Here is a 17913-nt window from a genome sequence, read left to right as displayed (position 1 = left end):
AACCATTGACTAATGACCAATGACTATTGACTAGCTCTTAAACTTCCCTTTATCTATATACATGAACGTATCTGCGCGTTTGAGTACGTCTTTTACGCTTTCGTCGATCTGTGCGCTATATTCGGCCATCCCCGCAGCGAATGAGATGCGTTCCCTCGAAGACCGTTTGAGGCTGATGGAAGATTTGAGCTTTTCGAAAAGTTCGGTGCGCTTGTCGTACTGCATTTCGACAAGGATGATCACGAATTCATCGCCGCCAATTCGAAATACGGGACTGTGGCTGAACACATTGCAGAATGTCTTGCTGCAGTTTTTCAGGTATTCGTCGCCCATGTCGTGGCCGAAGGAGTCGTTGATGATCTTCAGGTCGTTCACGTCGCATTCAACGATGGCGAACTTGATTCTCTGTCCGGCCTTTATCTGGCGGTCAATGAGATCGCATTTTGCCTTGAACGCGGCGGCGCTCCCGACACCTGTCAGCGGATCCTTATTCGCGATCAGCTTTGTATGCTGGAGGTCCTTTCTTAACCGATCTGCCGTTTCTTCGAGACGGTGCTCTTCTTCGACATTGATGATGCCCACGATGAACGCTTGCGCATTGCTCTTGTCGCTTGCGATTTTCAGACGGTAATGCTCCGTATGCCCGTCGATGCTGGCGAGGAACGGGATGGTGTAGTAGGGGGCCGTCTGCAAAATGTCGATGCACTTTTCAATGGTTGATTTCTCGATAAATGCGCTAAACTCGTTGGGAACGAAAATTCGCCGCATGAAGTCGTCGAAACTCTTGGGGTCCGATGAATTGCGGCCTTCCCAGAGGAGCGGTGCGAACTTTTCGCTGACCTGGTAGTACTTGGTCTGGTTCTTGGTAATGTCCATGTACAGGACAAGGTCGTAGTCCGAAGAAAGCCCCGCAATGATGACTGCCTTCTGGGAAAGGTCCCTGTTCCTGCTGATTTTCGAGATGAAAAATGCGTAAATCGTGCAGCATCCGAGCATGAACCCGATGGAATCGCAGGGGGCGAACGGGTATGCCTTTTGGAGCAGCCCGCAAAGAAGCGGCGCAAGAATGAATAGGAAACTTGCTGCGTAATGGCGCCGCGTGTTTACGTTTTTCGCGCTTGCGATTCTGTATGCGGTGAATAGCCCAATGACGAAGAATGTAAAGTACTGGCTGTAGTAAAGGAGATTTCGACCTGACCGTGCGATGTATGTCCCGTCGTCCGAAATGTCAAAAATGAATTTTGATTTGTAATTTAAGGCGAGCAGCGCAAACTGGAATAACACGAGCGCAAAAGAAAGCATTTTGGTGGGGACTGCTTTATCGCGCTCGATCCTGATGAAGTTCAGGATGTAGCTCAGCCAGATGTAGGCGGAAAGAGCTGCTGTAGCGTGAAAAACTGTTGATGACGTGAAAAATAGGGAGTTGTTATGGACAATCCCGCTTCCGAAGATGCCCCAAACGCCGTCCTGGATGCAGAAAAATATGACCCAGATGGAAAGGTGCAGGAAATCCTTGTCCGTTTTTTCGCTTTTGTCCAATACAATCTTAAACTGATTCATGAAAATCAGCAGAACAAGGGCGCAGGTAAAAGAAAGAACTGAATAGAGTGGATTTGCCATATACACCATGATTTATCCTGACTTAATATAAGTTTTTTGTACCATTTTTGCAAGTTTTCGGGAAAAGCGTGCTTTTTATCACGAAATGTGCCTCACGCTCACGTCATCCTGAAACCGGTTTCTTCTTCGTCATCCTGAACGAAGTGAAGGATCCAGTGACATTTCTCGTAAAAACGGCATTTTTCTAAAAATATATTGACTTTTACGATCTTAGAATGGATATTATTAGGTGGATTTAATCATAAGGAGTTTGATCATGAAGACGAATAGCTTTTTAGTCGGCGCCATTCTCGGTGCCGCAGCGACTGTTGCCATTACAAAGAAGTTTTTTAAGTGCTGTTCTTGCAACGAAAACGAAGCCTGTGATAATCCGGTTATCAAGGATGCCGACGACGCCGTCGAAAAGCTCCGCAATTCCGTGGACAGCCTCCGCAAGGAGTTGAACAGCCGCATCGAATCCGAGCAGACCTACGCCGCCAAGTGCGAAGACCTCAAGGATCAGGTAGCCAAGCAGAACGCAGAAATCAACAACCTCAAGAACATCTGCGAAATGCAGGACAGCCGCAACAAGAAACTCGAAGACGAACTCGCCAGCAAGAAGTAGTTGGCGACGTCCTCCTCGCGCTTGTCACCCCGGATCCTATTCCGGGGTCGCCATACACAATTCTTAAATGTAATTAACGAAAAAAGTCGGCTCCCGCCGACTTTTTTGCAATTTGTCATGCAATTCACGTTTTCATTGTCACCCCGCACCCCGTTGCGGGGGCACCTTCTCGTATTGAGAACTATGCTTTCCCCAAATCCTTCGCGAATTCTACGGCGAGCTCTTCGAGTTTTGCGGCAGAAGTTTCGTCGAGTGCGGACTTTAGCGTGACCGTCGTTTCGCAGAATGTCACGTTCTTGAGTGTATCGAGAATCTCGTGCATTTTCTTGGCGGCCATTGGCGCCCACGAACCGTTCTCGACAAAGCCGACTTTGCGGTTGCTGTAGTTTTTCGCCTTGATGTGCGTGAGGAACTTTTCGGCGGCGGGGAAGAGCCCGGCGTCAAGCGTTGTTGCGCATACGGCGAGATGACTGTATCGGAATGCCTGTGCGACCGTTTCCGAAGAATATGTGCGGGCCAAATCCATAATCGTTACGTCAACGCCTTTTTTGCGGAGCGATTCGGCGAGCTTCTGTGCGGCTTCTGCCGTGTGGCCATACACACCCGCGTAGGCGACAAACACGCCCTGCGTTTCTGGTGCGTAGCTGCTCCAGGTGTTGTACTTGTCGATGTAGAAACTTAAATTGTCTGTAAGAACTGGGCCGTGCAACGGGCAAATCGTCTTAACCTCGATTCCGGCGAGTTTCTTCAACACACTCTGCACTTGCATGCCGTATTTCCCGACGATGTTGATGTAGTAGCGTCTTGCTTCGCTCACCCAGTCTTCGCCGAGCTTGCCAGAAAGTCCGAATGTGCCGAATGCGTCTGCCGAAAATAGAATCTTTTCGGATTCTTCGTAGCTGAGCAAGACTTCGGGCCAGTGGACCATCGGGGCTGCGATAAACTTTAGCGTGTGCTTGCCGAGCGAAAGCGTGTCGCCGTCCTTGAGCGTGAGCGTCTTTGTGCTTTCGGGGAGCTTGACGAACTGCGGAATGAATGCAAGTGCTTTTGCAGATGCGGCAATAGTTGCGTTCGGATACTTCTTGATGAATTCGAGAAAGCCGCCGGCGTGGTCGGGTTCCAAATGGTGGACAATCAAGTAGTCGGGCGTCTTGCCTTGCAGCGCATTTTCAACATTTGTCAACCATTCACTTACTTTGTGTGCGTCAACGGAATCCGTGATGGCAATCTTCTCGTCAAAAATCACATAGGAGTTGTAAGAGACTCCGTCAGGAACCTTGTACTGCCCCTCAAACAAATCAATCTCGCGGTCATCCACCCCAACGAACTTAATGCTATCACTGAAATTTGGAACGTTCATTTTTCTACCTCTTATTTTGCGTCACCTTATATATAACAAAAAATTACTTCTTGTTTTCGCGTTTCTTGAAGTCCGTACCAAGGATGTGCAAAATAGTTTTTTTCTATATTGCAGTTCGTTTAAAAAACGATTAAAACAAAAAAGGAATATCATGCCAGCTTTTGATCCAAATGCGAAAAAGATGCTGATTTCGGGCAACGAAGCCATTTCCCTTTCCATGCGTCATTGCAATGTGCAGCTTGCCGCAGGTTATCCGGGTACTCCGTCCACCGAAATCTTGGAAGATTACTCTGAACTGGGTGGCTATGCCCAGTGGGCTCCGAATGAAAAGGTCGCTGCCGAAGTCGCTCTCGGTGCCGCTTTTGGTCACGCCCGCAGTGTTGTCACCATGAAGATGGTTGGCTTGAATGTGGCAAGTGATGTTCTCTATACCGCAACTTACACGGGTGTCGATGGTGGCATGGTGTGGATTGTTGCCGATGACCCGGGTCAGGGCAGCTCCCAGAACGAACAGGATACGCGTAACCACGCCAAGGCATCCGTTTGCCCGATGTTCGAACCGTCCAACTCCCAGGAAGCCTACGACTTCTTCCGCATCGCCATGCAGACGAGCGAAAAGTTCAAGATTCCTGTCATCCTCCGCATGACCACCCGCGTGGACCATTCCAAGTCCATCGTCGTGCCGAAGGAAGAACTCCCGGCAATGGTGCCGAACTTTGAACGCAACATTGCCCAGCATGTGATGGTGCCTGGCTTCTCTAAGCCGGCTGGCCGTCGCCTCCGCGCCAAGATGGACGAAATGGAAGCTTGGAACGTTGCCGAAGGCCCGAACAAGGTTGAAATGCGCAGCGCTGACTTCGGTATCATCGTGAGCGGCATCAGCTACCACCACGTCCGCGAAGCCGCCCCGGAAGCAAGCATCCTCAAGCTCGGTATGACCTACCCGCTGCCGATGCAGCTCATCAAGGATTTCGCCAAGAAGTTTGAAGGCAAGCGTCTCATGGTCATCGAAGAAAACGACCCGTGGCTTGCTGAAAACATCAAGGCCGCTGGTATCCAGTGCGAAAGCAAGTTTGACCCGATTTTCCGCTTTGGTGAACTCGACGTGAACCGCGTCCGCCGCATTATCGCTGGCGACAAGAACCCGGATCCGGTTCCGGTCAAGGGTAAGCCGCCTATGCTCTGCCCGGGCTGCCCGCACCGCAGTTCCTTCGCCGTTCTCAAGGAACTCGACTGCATCGTCTCCGGTGACATTGGCTGCTACACGCTCGCCGCTCTCCCGCCGATTAGCGCCATGGACTACATGATTGACATGGGTGCTGCAATCGGTATGGGCATCGGCCTCCGCAATGTGCTCCCGCGCGAACAGGCGAAGCGCGTTGTCTCCGTGATTGGCGACTCTACGTTTGTTCACAGCGGCATCACCGGCCTCGTCGAAGCTGGTTACAACCGCCCGGAAACTGGCCACGTTGTCATCATTCTCGACAACAGCATTACCGCTATGACCGGTCAGCAGGAACACCCGGGTACGGGCCGTCACCTCGACCACACTCCGGCCTACAAGCTCGACTACGGTGCTATCGCAAAGAACGCCGGTTTTGACAATGTCTATGAAGTGAACCAGGTCAAGGAACCGGAAGAATTCAAGCGCCTCGTGAAGGAATCCCTCGAAAAGGACGAACTCACGCTCATCATCGCCAAAAGCCCGTGCATTCTCGCTCTCAAGAGCATCCTCGCTTGGGACAAGGCTAACAAGGAAAAGGCAGCAAAGGCCCTCGCCGAAGCAGAAGCTGCTGCCAAGAAGAATGGTAACATTTAATAGAGAGGTTGAATAATTATGAGCGTAATTAACGTTAAGTTTGCAGGCCTCGGTGGCACAGGTGTTATCAAGGCTAGTGACGTGATGGCCGAACTTGTTTTCGAACAAGGTTATGATGTGAAGAAGGCTGAAGTCCATGGCATGAGCCAGCGCGGTGGTTCCATCGCTTCTGACGTTCGCTTTGCAAAGGGCGAAGAAGTTCAGTCCCCGATGATTCCGTGCGGCGAAGCCGACTACCTCGTCGTCTTTGACGAAACGCAGGTTGTCGTGAACGAAGCCTACATGAAGCAGGGCGGCGTACTCCTCACGCCGGCTGACATCGATGTTTCCAAGCTCGAAAACGTGAAGGCTTTGAACGTCGCCATGCTCGGCAAGCTTTCCAAGCACTTCGACTTCACCGTGGACCAGTGGCTCGTCGCTTTGAACAAGCTCTTTGCCGAAAAGTTCCACGAAGGCAACAAGAAGGCTTTCATGCTCGGCCGCGAAGGCTAATTGCTTACCGTCATCCCGGACTCCATGTCATCCCGGCCTTGTGCCGGGACGGGATCGCCTTATACGGAATCCCCTTTACAATGTCACCCCGGCCACTGTGCCGGGGTCGCCTTTTTTATACCGTCATTCAGACGTCTCTCGCATTTGTCATCCTGACGCTTCGCACACTTGTCATCCTCGGAGCGGAGCGCAGGGGATCCATGAAATTTCAAAAGGACTGCCCGTGCGCAGTCCTTTTGCTGTTAGAGGGGGGATGGGACTAAAGCCCCAACTGCTAGGCTCAATCATGCCAGCCCGTAAACGGTCTGTCGCGACACTCGTCTTGTGTTGTTGTCCCCTGGTTCGCTAAACTTCAAATGAATGCTAGTTGAAATAGACTTTTCTCGGATAAATGATTTTTTTTCATAAAAAAAGTATTTTTTAAGAGACGATTAAACGGATTGTCTTCTTTATAGTGCTTCTTTTAGCTACAGGCTCATCTTGTGCTCAAAAGATGCGATCAAATTCACTGCAATCACAGATTATAGACAAAAATGGTGTAACTCTTGGTAAAGCGTTTGAAAAGGTTTATCAGGATAAAATCACTTACAAAAATGGCCGCTGTTATTTTTATGAGCGGCAAATCAAAAGAGATTATATTGAATACGAATTAGATAAATGTCGATTGAAATATTCGTTAAAAAAAATCTATAAATCTGACAGAATACAAGGCGTCGAATCCAAAGGAAAAATTTGGATAGAGGGGAATTCGTTTAGAACACGAATAAATAATGGTGTATGGAGCAAATGGAAGAATAATAATTTTTATGGTAAATTCTGGCCGCAAAAAACCGGATACGATTTTAAGAAAATAAATGGTGAATTTAAATTCACGCCATCAATTGGCGCTCTAAAGATTAATTATAGATACACCTCTCCAAAAAAAGACTATCCTCAACAACAAAAAAAGGATGGCGGAATATGGTTCTTTGTAATGGCAATCATGCTTTTCGCTTTAATTGCCTTTTTTGTTTTTCTCATTAAGTTTTTATGGGGATTCCGATGGGATGCGCTCACAATAGGGGCTCATGGTGAAATGTACACAGCAGATAGAATCAGAGCTATAACCAATGGGATTGTTTTTAAGGATGTTTACGTTTATGGAAGATATGATGTTCAGCAAATAGACATCCTTGCTGTAACTGAGAAAGGCATTCTCGTAGTGGAAAAGAAAACTTATTCCGGTCTAGTTGTTGGTGGAATGTATGATAATCTGTGGAGGGTTTATTACTATGGACGACAGATGTTCACGATGAAAAATCCGCATCATCAGAATTATGGGCATATTCAAGCGTTAAAAGAAAAATTTCCAGCATATAAGGACTTTATTATTGATTTAGTAATTTTTGGAAATGATGCAGTGCTGGGAGATAACATTCCTTCAGCAACTATTCGTGATATGGATTTTGATTATTACTACATGTACCTGCCAACGATACTAAATACTCAGCAAATAGAACGTATTGCCAATGATATTGAAGCTTTGAATGATGAAAGAGACGGATTGAAATTAATGCATCAGGCAAAAATCGATCGGTTGAATGGTTATTGGTAACCATAAAGCTTTTTATCAGATTTAATAGTGTCTAGTTGAAATGTTCAATGGATGAATATAACATCATTAGACTGTTGTAAGGCTCTGTTTTGTGTCTTACTACAGATGTATTCCTAAGTTTTTATTTTAACATGTCCAAAAATCTTTTTTTTGCAGAAAAACTGATTAATCAGTGATTAATCACTGATTTAGTCGTTTAATCACTTTTTGTTTGGATAAAACTGTCGATTTTAAATCAAAATTGCTGTTTTAGTTTTGGCATGGAATTTGCAAATGCATAATGTCCCATTAACTTTAAACTATTGACATTATGTCAAATCTGATATATATTTTATGAGTACGAAACACAAACCTTTAGTTTGGTTGCATGAACAGCCGAAAACTCCACCATTGTCACAAAAAGCGAGGATAGAAACAGGATTCTTGCTACGATTGTTGCAATTGGGGGTGAATTTGTCTTTGCCGCAAAGTCGTCCGATGCCGTTTATTGGAGATCACTGTCACGAGTTGCGAATTCAAGACGAAAATAAAACTTGGAGGTTGTTTTATCGTGTAGATGCGGATGCAATTGTTGTGATTTTGTGGATAGAAAAGAAAACGAAAAAAACGCCCGATGAGGTGATAAACTTGTGTCAGAAACGTTTGAAATTTTATGATATGGAGAATTAGATTATGGATCAAGCGAAAAAAGAAAGATTGCAGAAGAAGGGCTGGGTAGTTGGGGATGTAGATGAATTCCTTGACTTGAATCCAGCTGAAATGGCTATTGTTGAAATGAAAGTTGCTTTGGCGAAAGCTCTCATTGCTAAAAGGAAAAAACTTGGTGAAACTCAAGTGTCTGCCGCGGTTATTGCAAAAACAAGTCAATCTCGTTATGCAAAAGTGGAACATGCGGATGCGAGCGTTTCGCTTGAGTTGATGATTAAAATGTTTTTTGCTTTGGGTGCTACTAAAAAAGAGCTGCTCAAGACTCTTTCGGCATGATCGTGTGCTTAATTGCTATGAAATACCTCCAAATTCCCTCAAATTTCGGCGAAAACCCCAAATAACGCCCCTTTTTATTTGTAATTTGTACTCGTGGCACAATTTTTGCAGAACATTCAGAATAGGCTTTCACCGACATCTCGCTTGTGGGGTGTTTTTGCGTGTGCCATTCTCGCCGCATTTTTGCTCGGCTGTGAAGAAATTGAGGAACCCAAGCCCTGGATTCGCGTCGAGCGCCCGCAGATGCTCTTTACCGATACGACGCTTCTCGACAGCTACGACAAGGGTGTGCTCAACTGGCGCCTGAAAACCGCTTATCTGGAACGCTGGGCCGACAAGGAAATTGTGACGGTGCGTCCGGTGTTCGTGGACATTTACGATTCCATCGGCGAACGCGTGGCTTTTTTGCGTGCGGACTCTGGCAGTCTCGACATGACGTTCACGTACGTTTACGCTTATGGCCACGTTTATGCGCTGACTCCCAAGGGCGCCTCGGTCCGTGCCGATTCGCTCCTCTGGAACAAGAAGGATAATTTGGTCAGAACCGCAAGCTATGTACGCGTCGTCTCCGAAGATGGCGACGTGTTGCAGGGTGTCGGTTTTGAAAGCGATGCGCAGTTCGACAACTGGAAAATCCTCTCGAACGTGACGGGCATTTTCCAGGATGCGGCAAAGCGCATGAAGGATGAAGACAAACGACAGGCTGAGGCGGAACGTCTCAATAATCCTCCTTCTTCGTCTTCTCGGGCGGCACCAGCGGCAAAGTCTGTATCGTCTTCTTCTTTGGCAAAGCCTCGTAAAGGTGGTTTGGCTGGGTTGCCTTTTATGCAGCATAATGCGGGGAAACCGTGATGAATTTCCGCGCACTTCTCTCCATCGCCTCGTTGATTTTTGCGTCTACTCTCGCGTTTGCGCAGTCTTCTCCGCTTATTATGTACCATGCCGATAACCTTGAAGTGTCTCGCAAGCGTGGTACGCTTTTGCTGTACGGAAATGTCCATTTCGTACATGATAGCGTCGCGTTCAAGACGCAGCGCGCTTCCTGGAACCGCAATACCGAAACAGTTGAGTGCAATGGCGGTTTTCTCTTCACGCATCCGTCTGGCTTTGTCCGGGCGAGGAACGGCTCTTATCAGAAGCGCAGTGAAATTGCAATTGCTTCTGGCGAAGTAAGTGCCGGTGATTCTGCGGGCAACTATTTAATGACGGGCCAGTATTTAAAGTATGACCGCAAAGAAGATATCGTTTCAATCCCGATGTCGCCACGCCTTTATCAGTACGACAAGCAGAAGAACGGAAAAATCGATACGGTAACGATTGAATCCCGTTCTCTTATTTACGATAAAAAGAACAGCTTTGCGCAGGCGTTTCAGGATGTAAAGCTCACGCAAAAAGATTTGGTTGTCACTTGCGATACGGGTTACTTTAATCGCAAAGATAACTGGCTTAGCATGAAGGGCCACCCGACTTGCGACATGAAAAATTATCACCTCACTGGCGATTCCATTTTTCTCGTGCTTGATGAAACGGGCAAAATGCTCAAGTCGGCCCTTGTCATTCGTAATGCTCATGGCATCCAGCATGAATCCCCGAAGCGCGGCAACCCAGGCAACGTGACTGAAGCTTTTGGCGATACGCTTTATTGCGAATTCAAGAAGGGAAAAATTGAGCGTCTTTACGTGAACTTGAATGCAAAGGGATTTTTCTACGAAACGGACTTGAAGGATTATCGCAACTTGATGGACGGCGACCGTCTAGATTTGTATTTTAAAAAGGGGCGTATGGATCGCGCTGTTGTTTCGGGCAAGGCGCAGAGCACCTACTTCTACGTGAAAAAGGATAGGACTGTTTCTGGCAAGAACGAGGCGACGGGCGACACGATTCACATTTTGTTCGATGCCCAGAAAAATGCGGTGAAGTCGCTCAAGCTCATGGGCCGTAAGACTAACGCTAGTGGGCGATTTATCGATCTGGAAAAGGAAAACCGCAATAAGGAAAAGGCAAGGCAGGATTCTCTTGCGAAGCTTGATTCTCTTTCGGAGAATGCTTCAAAAAAGGTTTATACTGCAGCCGATACGGCCAGGTTTGAAAAGGCTTTTGGCGGTAAGAATTTTAAGGGCCTTTTCGATCGACGGAGAAGAAGAGCGAAACAGGACGGCGAAACTGCGAAAACGGAGGACGCACAGTGAAAAATTTGGTTAGCACGATACGCACCGACAAGCTGCGCAAGATTTATGGTCACCGCCAGGTGGTGAGCGATGTCTCCATTCAAGTTTCGCAGGGCGAAATCGTTGGGCTGCTTGGCCCGAACGGTGCCGGCAAGACGACCACGTTCTACATGATTGTGGGCATGGTCCGCCCGGATGCAGGCCACATCTTCTTGGATGATATCGAGATGACGGACAAGCCGATGTACAAGCGCGCCCGCCTCGGAGTAGGCTACCTCCCGCAAGAAGCTTCCATCTTCCGCAAACTCTCCGTTGAAGACAACATCATGGCGATCCTCGAAACGCAGGACATGAAGCGCGCCGAGCGCAAAAAGAAGCTGGAACAGCTTCTCGAAGAATTCAAGATTACGCACATCCGTAAGACGAAATCCATGAGCTGCTCGGGTGGCGAACGCCGCCGCCTGGAAATTGCACGTGCGCTTGCAAGCGACCCTTCGTTCCTCTTGCTCGACGAACCGTTTGCGGGCATTGACCCGATCGCCGTTGCCGACATCCAGTCCATCATTTCGGAACTCAAGGACCGCGGCATGGGTGTGCTCATCACGGACCACAACGTGCGCGAAACGCTTTCGATTACCGACCGCGCCTACATCATGTACAAGAGCCAGGTGCTCACGGAAGGTTCTTCGGAACATCTGGCCAAAGACCCTGAAGCGCGCCGCATTTACCTCGGTGATTCTTTCCGTTTGGATTAGGAGTTTTTATGAATCTTGGGATGCAGGCAAATATCGGACAGACGCAGGAGCAGACGCTATCTCCTGCGCTTCTCCAGTCTGTGAAGATGCTCCAGAAAACATCACAGGAACTGGAAACCGCCATCAAGGAAGAAGTCGAAGTCAACCCGCTTTTGGAAGTGGACGATGGCGACTTTGATGATCAGGAAGTTCCCGTGGACAAGGATCCGGAAGAACTCGACCCGCGCGCAAATGATTCCGATGATTTCCCCGATGATATCGAGGATATGGCTCGCGGCTCCCTGGACGATACCGCTGATGTCGATAGCAGTTATCTCGACGGCGATTCTACGGATGTGAACTGGGATAGCTATTTGGGCGATGGCACATCGTACGATGATGCTCCGTTTAACGATTTGAATTCTGGCGCGAAGGACCCGGACGAAGATTGGGACCGCCCGATCAAGGATGTGGGCAAGAGTTTGCAGGAACAGCTCGAAGATCAGCTCCGCCTCTGGAACGGCACTCGCGAATTGCAGGAACAGCTCCAGGAAAATGGCGTTACCGAAGAGCATTTCCGCAAGCTGGTCCAGTACCTCATCAACTCCATTAACGATGACGGGTTCCTTTGCGATTCCAGTCGTGAAGGTGAATCCGAGGCGATGGTCGTCCAGTCGGACGATAAGTACATTGACGAGATTGAGCGCGTACTCCGTGGGGAACTCAAGCTCGAAGACGCAAGCCTCCCGGTGCGCGAGGCGGTTCACGTTTTGCAGTCCTTCAAGCCGAGCGGCATTGGCGCCCGCGACCAGCGCGAATGCTTCCTGATCCAGGCGTACGCGATTCCGAATTTCCCGAGCCTCGCTATCCGCATTCTCGAGAAGGAATACGAGAACCTCTTGCAGCTCCGCTATGCAAAGATAGCGAAGGCCCTGAGCGTCTCCGCCGATGAAGTCAAGACCGCTGTCGCAAGCCTTTCCCGTTTGCGCCCGCATCCGGGCTTCCAGCTTTCGCATTCGTATTCGCACATCATCAATGCGGACTTGAAAGTCGTCGAGAAGAAGGGCAATTACGAAGTCATCTGCTTCAAGACCAAGATGCAGAAGTCGCTCCGCATCAACCAGACGTACAAGGCGATTCTCACGGATCCGTCTGCATCCAAGCAGGACAAGGAATACGTGAAGGCGCAGCTCGCGAAGGCGACGGACCTCATCAAGGCGGTCGATAACCGCTTCTCGACGATTGAGCTTGTGATGCGTGCGATTGTCAAGCGCCAGCGCGGATTTTTTGAAAATGGCCCCGCATTCCTCAAGCCGATGATCCTCCAGGATGTCGCCGACGATGTCCATTTGGCAGTGAGCACGGTGCAGCGCGCAACCGACCAGAAGTACGTGGAAACGCCCTACGGCATGTACGAACTTAAACAATTCTTTACATCTGGCGTCAAGCAGGGATCCTCCCCGGATGCCGAAGAAGTGGGTTCCGCGCAGATTATCGATGCCATCAAGACGCTCATTGACGAAGAGGACAAGTCTTCTCCGCTCTCCGACCAGGACATCAGTGACGAGCTTTTGAAGCAGGGAATCAAGGTGGCGCGCCGTACTGTAGCCAAATATCGCGAAAAAGAACTCAAGATTTTGCCTAAAAATCAAAGAAAACGGTAAAAAAGGCTTTTTTTGGGCGATTCGCCATAGCAAATATTCCAAGATGGAACGATTTTTTTTGCAAAATCCAATTTAGTTGTGGATTTTTGAAAAAAAAAGATGTATATACTTTAATTGCGGAACGGAAGTTCCAAACTGTTTTATTTCGTTAAAATATCTTAACATTAACATACGGAGGTTCATTATGGATATTCAGTTTTCTGCTCGTCATTTTAACGCATCTGCAGGTCTTCAGGACCGTATTCAGGAAGAAATGGATAAGTTGGCCAAATTTTACCCGAATATCACTAGCGCCTCTGTAATTCTTGACCATGAAGTCGAACACCAGCGTCATTGCGAAATTTCTGTCAACATTACAGGTTCTGTCATTGTCGCTTCTGCCGACGAAGAGAACATGGGCAAGGCTGTGGATGTAACGCTTGAACGTATCAAGGTCCAGCTCAAGAAGGCCAACGACAAGCAGAACGATCATAGGGCTCAGCCGGTTTCCGAACTCACGTAATGGCTGATAGATTGAAAGATATCAAGATCCTGCACCGGGAACGCTTCCCGGTGCGGGACTTTTTTATCCGCTATGGCAAGGACTTGCAGTTGGTACAACACTGTCCCGACGAAGACATGGAATCTTGCATTGAAGAAAGCGGAATCCACCGCCCTGGCCTTGCCATGGCTGGTTATACGAAAGTTTATAGTTCGCAGCAGATTCAGGTGATTGGCCACACGGAGTGGAATTACCTGGAATCGGTCGGTCCTGAAGCGCGAGCGAAGATTTTTGAAAATTTGTCTGTGTTCCGTGCCCCCATGTGGGTCGTGACGCATGCGCAGACTCCGCACGATGAACTTAAGAATATGTGCAACCGATTGCACATCCCGCTGTTCTCAACAACGCTCCACACGTTTGAATTTTTCAAGATGAGCCAGAGAATCCTCGACGAGTTCTTTGCGCCTCATGCCATTATTCACGGAAGCCTTGTGGATGTCTATGGCGTGGGCATGCTCTACGTGGGTGACAGTAACGTCGGTAAGTCCGAATGTGTCCTGGATCTTGTCGAAAGCGGACACCGCATGGTGGCCGATGACGTTGTCCACATCAGTCACGTGGGCAAGTCGATTATTGGCCGTCCGGATCCCTTGATTCGCCATCACATGGAAATTCGCGGCGTCGGTATTCTGGATATCCGCTCGATGTTCGGTATCCACGCGATTCGAAAAGTCAAGAAGATCGAAATGATTGTTGAACTCCAGCCGTGGCGCCAGGATGTTTCTTATGAACGTACTGGACTCAACGAAATGGAAGAAAACATCATGGGCGTGAACATCCCGAAAGTCGTGTTGCCTGTGGCTCCCGGCAAGAACATGACCGTGATTTCGGAAGTCATTGCGATGAACGCTCTCATGAAAATGAGCGGCCAGAACGTGGCTCAGGATTTTAACGAGTCTTTATTGCAAAAGATCAAAGCTAAGGCAAAGGGCGAGTTTACCGATGATTTGCTAGATTTTAATCCGCAGAACTGGTCTTTCTATGAATAGTTTGCTGTTTAAAATCAAGAAAAACTTTGTCGCAAGTCTCATCTTTGTCGTTATCGTGGTCTCGTGTGGGCTTTTGGCCTATTTTTTCCATCCGGCAAGCCCGTATCGCGAACGCTATACGTTTGTGGTGAAATACGAGACCATCGGTACGCTCTCTCCGGGCAACCTTGTACGCGTCCGTGGCATTGCTATGGGCGAAATCGTCGATGTCAAGCTCACTGAAGAAGCGGTCTATGTTTCTGCTCGAGTGCTTGCTGAAGCTCGAATCCCTGTGAACTCTGAATTCCGTCTCGTGACGGCGGGACTCATGGGCGAACGCGAAATGAGCATTATTACCGGGAACTCAAGCAAGCTCGTTGCCGAAGGCGATACCGTGAAAGGCCTTTATGACGAAGGCACTGCGGGCATCACGAAGAACCTTGCAGAGGTTTTCAAAGATATTGGCGATGTCAAGCAGACGCTTACGGATTTCTATGATTCAATGACTGTCGGTGAGACGGGCAAGCGGATGGATCGCGTGGCGAAAAAAGCGACAAGGCTTGTTCGCGTGACGAAGGCCGATATCCGCAAGTGGAAATCCCTCGTAGACGAATTGCTCGACGGTTATCATGAAGCGGGTGAAAAGATTGAATCTTCCTTGCGGGAGCTTTCGGACCGTGGTGGCGAGACTGCTGCAAAGGCGAGCGAAGCCTTGGACCGTGTCCGTAACTTGATGGACCGAATTGATGTTTCAAAGAACGCAGCTCTTGCCGTTGTTTCAAAATTTGATGAAAGCGAAGGTACTGTCAGTCAGTTCCGCGATGAGACTTCTAAGCTGAATAAAGATCTTGATAACCTAAAAAAGGATTTTGAAGAGATGCTCAGTGGCGTCAAAAAAGACGGTCTCAAGCTGAATGTGGACATTTTTTAGTAGACGGTAAATCGATTTATCAACATTTTTTTTTGAAAAATAATATTTTAATTGTTCTTTTTTGTAAAAAAAAGATAATTTAAAGCGGTGCTTATCACAGTGTAACTCACAAAGAAGGAGTTTAAAATGGCTGAGAAGAAACCCGTAAAGATGAGCGATGCTGATCTTAAGTTTTTTGAAGAAATGCTTTTGGAGAAAAGGCGTGAGCTTGTGACTGCCCAAAGCGAGTCCGAAAAAGCTAACGTATTCCAGGGCCAAAAATCCCAGTCCGGTGACGGTGGCGATTCTGATGGCGCTGATTCCGCGACGGACTACAATTCACTTGAGACTAATTTCTCGTTGGCAGCCCGCGAAGGCAAGTACCTCGTTTATCTTGAAGAAGCTCTCAAGCGCATCAAGAACGGGACGTTTGGCGTTTGCAAAATTTGTGGACAGCTGATCCCGAAGGCAAGGCTTATGGCTGTGCCGACCGCTACCAAGTGCGTGAACTGCAAGGAAGAAACCAAGAAAAAGGAAATCCTTGACAACCGCATGGAAATGGCGAAGATGTTCGCTGAAGCCCAGCGCAAGGAAATGCTCCGCAAGGCCTCCGGCCGCTAACGGATTTGTCATGCCGGACTTTGTTCCGGTATATGTCATCCTCGAACAGTCATCCTGGAGCGTAGCGACGGGAACCATTATTTCTCGTATCTACATTTGTGAGGGGATCCATAAAGTTTAAAAACGACCCGTACGCGGGCCGTTTTTGCTTTATCCAATCGCGCCGAAGAATGCGTCGGCAAGCGTTGCGCGGAATGCGTGAATCCTGTCGGCGTTCGGTTCGCGGTGCGGATAAGTGAAGTTGCTGAGGAGAATGATGGCGCCTCCCTTGTCCGGGTCGGCGACGATGCTTGCGCCCGTGAATCCTGTTTTGCCGAATGCTTGCGGCGAGACCTTTGTGCCCATGAACTTGCTTGCGTTCAGCTCCCAGCCAAGGGCGGTTTCTGCTCCGACGCTATCGGCGAGGGCGTTGTGGCTCACGATGTCCAGGATCCCGGCAGGAGCGATTTGCTTGTCTTCGTACTTGCCGTCCATCAAAATCATTTTCACGAACTTCAAGAGGTCGGGCACACAGCTGAACATGCCGGCGCTCCCGACAGGGAACAGCTTTTGCAATACCCAGGCGCTCTCGTCGTGGACTTCGCCCTGGATTTCGCGGTGTCGGAATTCGCAAAGCTCGGTGGCCGCAATTTCTGATTTCGGGACGCGCGTGAGCGGGTTGTAGCCCGAGCGTGTCATGCCGAGCGGCGTAAAGAATCTTTCGTTACCTTGTTCCTGCAAGTTCTTGCCTGTGAGTCTCTGCAACAGAATGCCGAGCAGTACGCTTGCAGGGTTCCCGTAATTGAAGATGGTTCCCGGAGCTGCATCGAACTGGTACGTATAAAGTGCGTTGAGAATCCCTTCGGGAGAGAGCGTCCGCAGCGTCTTCATCGGGACTCGGTAATCGAGACTGTGCGTGAGCAGGTGCGAAACGTAAATCTCGTCGCGGTAGTTTGTCTTGAGTTCCGGGATGAAGTCGATGACTTTGGCGTCGATGGAGAGCTTGCCTTCGAGAATGTACGAGAGCGCAAGCGTCGATGTGGGGCAGACCTTCGTGAGCGACGCAATGTCGAAAACCGTGTCTTCGGGAGTGTTGAGCGTGACGGTGTGGCTTGTGCCGTCCGGGAGCAAATAGCCTACGACGGCCTTGTCAAAAATATCTTCGGATTCTGCGTTCTCTAAAAGTTCAAGTAGTTTTTCGGAGATCTCCATTTTTGCCCCGGCAAATTTTGCCACAAATAAAAAAAGGGCATCTCCTACGGTGCGAACACTCGAAACTACTATTTTACAATGATAGCAGCGCCTCGGGGATTTGTTTTTCGCGTCGATGCGCGCCTAAACTGAACCACAAGAGCAACGAGCTGATTTATTCCTGTTAGATCGGGTGTAAAATCCGTGGGATGCCCACGTATAATATATGTTTCTTAAATAGCAAAAACAAGGGAGAAAATGAAAAAAAATCTCGGCATAAAATACCGAGATTTTGAATGTGTATTAAATGTATCTGCTGAGCCTAAACTTGGTTGTCGGCTTTAGGGAGCGCTTCGTCCAGCTGGAGTGAAAGTTCCCTAATATCTTTATCCATCAGGTCATGATACGATTTGGCTTTGCGTAATTGCTTACGCAGCTCGACAATTTCGGAAGTGAGTTCCACAGCCAGTAAGCACAGCTGCTTTTTCATTTCCAGTTTAAATTTCGAGGAATTATCGAGACGACTTTCGATGAAATCGACGATTTCCTTCAAGTCCGTATCGGGCAAGTCTGTGCGGATGTGGATGCGTTCTTGAGCGACGTTAATGCTGACTGATCTAAGTGTCTCGTTTGCCATATTATTTCATTCCTACGCCGAATGGAT

Annotated in this window: 18 protein-coding genes; 14 read left to right on the top strand and 4 right to left on the bottom strand. The window is 48.5% G+C overall.

Going from position 1 to position 17913, the window contains the following annotated elements:
• Window positions 1–30: 30 nt before the first annotated feature.
• Entirely contained in the window at window positions 31–1620 is a 1590-nt protein-coding gene (locus ACJMM9_RS03775; protein ID WP_405323981.1) for a GGDEF domain-containing protein, read from the bottom strand.
• 256 nt (window positions 1621–1876) lie between these two features.
• On the opposite strand from ACJMM9_RS03775, the gene ACJMM9_RS03770 reads away from it, so the two are divergent.
• Entirely contained in the window at window positions 1877–2224 is a 348-nt protein-coding gene (locus ACJMM9_RS03770) for a hypothetical protein (RefSeq protein ID WP_173465287.1), read from the top strand.
• Between the two features lie 181 nt (window positions 2225–2405).
• On the opposite strand, the gene ACJMM9_RS03765 is transcribed toward ACJMM9_RS03770, so the two are convergent.
• Complete coding sequence (locus ACJMM9_RS03765; protein ID WP_405323979.1) at window positions 2406–3584, bottom strand: FprA family A-type flavoprotein; 1179 nt, start codon at window positions 3582–3584, stop codon at window positions 2406–2408.
• Between the two features lie 151 nt (window positions 3585–3735).
• Between ACJMM9_RS03765 and ACJMM9_RS03760 the strand changes: the two genes are divergently transcribed.
• The 13 genes from ACJMM9_RS03760 to ACJMM9_RS03700 all read left to right on the top strand — a co-directional run bounded on the left by ACJMM9_RS03760 (window position 3736) and on the right by ACJMM9_RS03700 (window position 16079).
• Complete coding sequence (locus ACJMM9_RS03760) at window positions 3736–5403, top strand: thiamine pyrophosphate-dependent enzyme (RefSeq protein ID WP_405323977.1); 1668 nt, start codon at window positions 3736–3738, stop codon at window positions 5401–5403.
• Window positions 5404–5421: 18 nt separating this feature from the next.
• Entirely contained in the window at window positions 5422–5895 is a 474-nt protein-coding gene (locus ACJMM9_RS03755) for a 2-oxoacid:acceptor oxidoreductase family protein (protein WP_405323976.1), read from the top strand.
• 454 nt (window positions 5896–6349) lie between these two features.
• Entirely contained in the window at window positions 6350–7489 is a 1140-nt protein-coding gene (locus tag ACJMM9_RS03750; protein ID WP_405323974.1) for a nuclease-related domain-containing protein, read from the top strand.
• Window positions 7490–7822: 333 nt separating this feature from the next.
• Window positions 7823–8158 (top strand): type II toxin-antitoxin system RelE/ParE family toxin, encoded by a 336-nt coding sequence (locus ACJMM9_RS03745; protein WP_405323972.1) that lies wholly within the window; start codon window positions 7823–7825, stop codon window positions 8156–8158.
• 3 nt (window positions 8159–8161) lie between these two features.
• Entirely contained in the window at window positions 8162–8473 is a 312-nt protein-coding gene (locus ACJMM9_RS03740) for a transcriptional regulator (protein WP_405323970.1), read from the top strand.
• 105 nt (window positions 8474–8578) lie between these two features.
• On the top strand, window positions 8579–9325 hold the full coding sequence (lptC, locus tag ACJMM9_RS03735) for an LPS export ABC transporter periplasmic protein LptC (RefSeq protein WP_405323968.1): 747 nt from the start codon (window positions 8579–8581) through the stop codon (window positions 9323–9325).
• Entirely contained in the window at window positions 9325–10662 is a 1338-nt protein-coding gene (locus tag ACJMM9_RS03730) for a hypothetical protein (RefSeq protein WP_405324024.1), read from the top strand. The genes lptC and ACJMM9_RS03730 overlap by 1 nt, the downstream gene beginning before the upstream one ends.
• 5 nt (window positions 10663–10667) lie before the next feature.
• Window positions 10668–11396, top strand: a complete 729-nt coding sequence (gene lptB, locus ACJMM9_RS03725) for an LPS export ABC transporter ATP-binding protein (RefSeq protein ID WP_088641077.1) — start codon at window positions 10668–10670, stop codon at window positions 11394–11396.
• An 8-nt stretch (window positions 11397–11404) separates the two neighbouring features.
• Window positions 11405–13039, top strand: a complete 1635-nt coding sequence (gene rpoN, locus ACJMM9_RS03720; RefSeq protein ID WP_405323966.1) for an RNA polymerase factor sigma-54 — start codon at window positions 11405–11407, stop codon at window positions 13037–13039.
• Between the two features lie 184 nt (window positions 13040–13223).
• On the top strand, window positions 13224–13541 hold the full coding sequence (gene hpf / locus ACJMM9_RS03715) for a ribosome hibernation-promoting factor, HPF/YfiA family (protein WP_088640978.1): 318 nt from the start codon (window positions 13224–13226) through the stop codon (window positions 13539–13541).
• Window positions 13541–14569: an HPr(Ser) kinase/phosphatase gene (hprK, locus tag ACJMM9_RS03710; protein ID WP_088640979.1), complete on the top strand. Its 1029-nt coding sequence runs from the start codon at window positions 13541–13543 to the stop codon at window positions 14567–14569. The genes hpf and hprK overlap by 1 nt, the downstream gene beginning before the upstream one ends.
• Window positions 14562–15479 carry an MlaD family protein gene (locus ACJMM9_RS03705; RefSeq protein WP_405323964.1) on the top strand — a complete coding sequence of 306 codons (918 nt, stop codon included), beginning with the start codon at window positions 14562–14564 and terminating at the stop codon, window positions 15477–15479. The genes hprK and ACJMM9_RS03705 overlap by 8 nt, the downstream gene beginning before the upstream one ends.
• 126 nt (window positions 15480–15605) lie before the next feature.
• Window positions 15606–16079, top strand: coding sequence for a TraR/DksA C4-type zinc finger protein (locus ACJMM9_RS03700; protein WP_088640981.1), 474 nt, complete (start codon window positions 15606–15608; stop codon window positions 16077–16079).
• A gap of 150 nt (window positions 16080–16229) precedes the next feature.
• Here ACJMM9_RS03700 and ACJMM9_RS03695 read toward each other — a convergent pair whose 3' ends face one another.
• Both ACJMM9_RS03695 and ACJMM9_RS03690 read right to left on the bottom strand, forming a co-directional pair.
• The gene (locus ACJMM9_RS03695) at window positions 16230–17270 is read right to left on the bottom strand and encodes a serine hydrolase domain-containing protein (protein WP_405323961.1); all 1041 of its coding nucleotides are present in this window, start codon (window positions 17268–17270) and stop codon (window positions 16230–16232) included.
• Between the two features lie 301 nt (window positions 17271–17571).
• Entirely contained in the window at window positions 17572–17886 is a 315-nt protein-coding gene (locus ACJMM9_RS03690) for a hypothetical protein (RefSeq protein WP_088640982.1), read from the bottom strand.
• Window positions 17887–17913: the final 27 nt, after the last annotated feature.

The organism is Fibrobacter sp., assembly GCF_045112255.1.
In the GTDB taxonomy this organism is placed as follows: domain Bacteria; phylum Fibrobacterota; class Fibrobacteria; order Fibrobacterales; family Fibrobacteraceae; genus Fibrobacter.
Note: the sequence above shows the minus strand (reverse complement) of the source record. Positions and strands in the feature narration are given on the sequence as shown.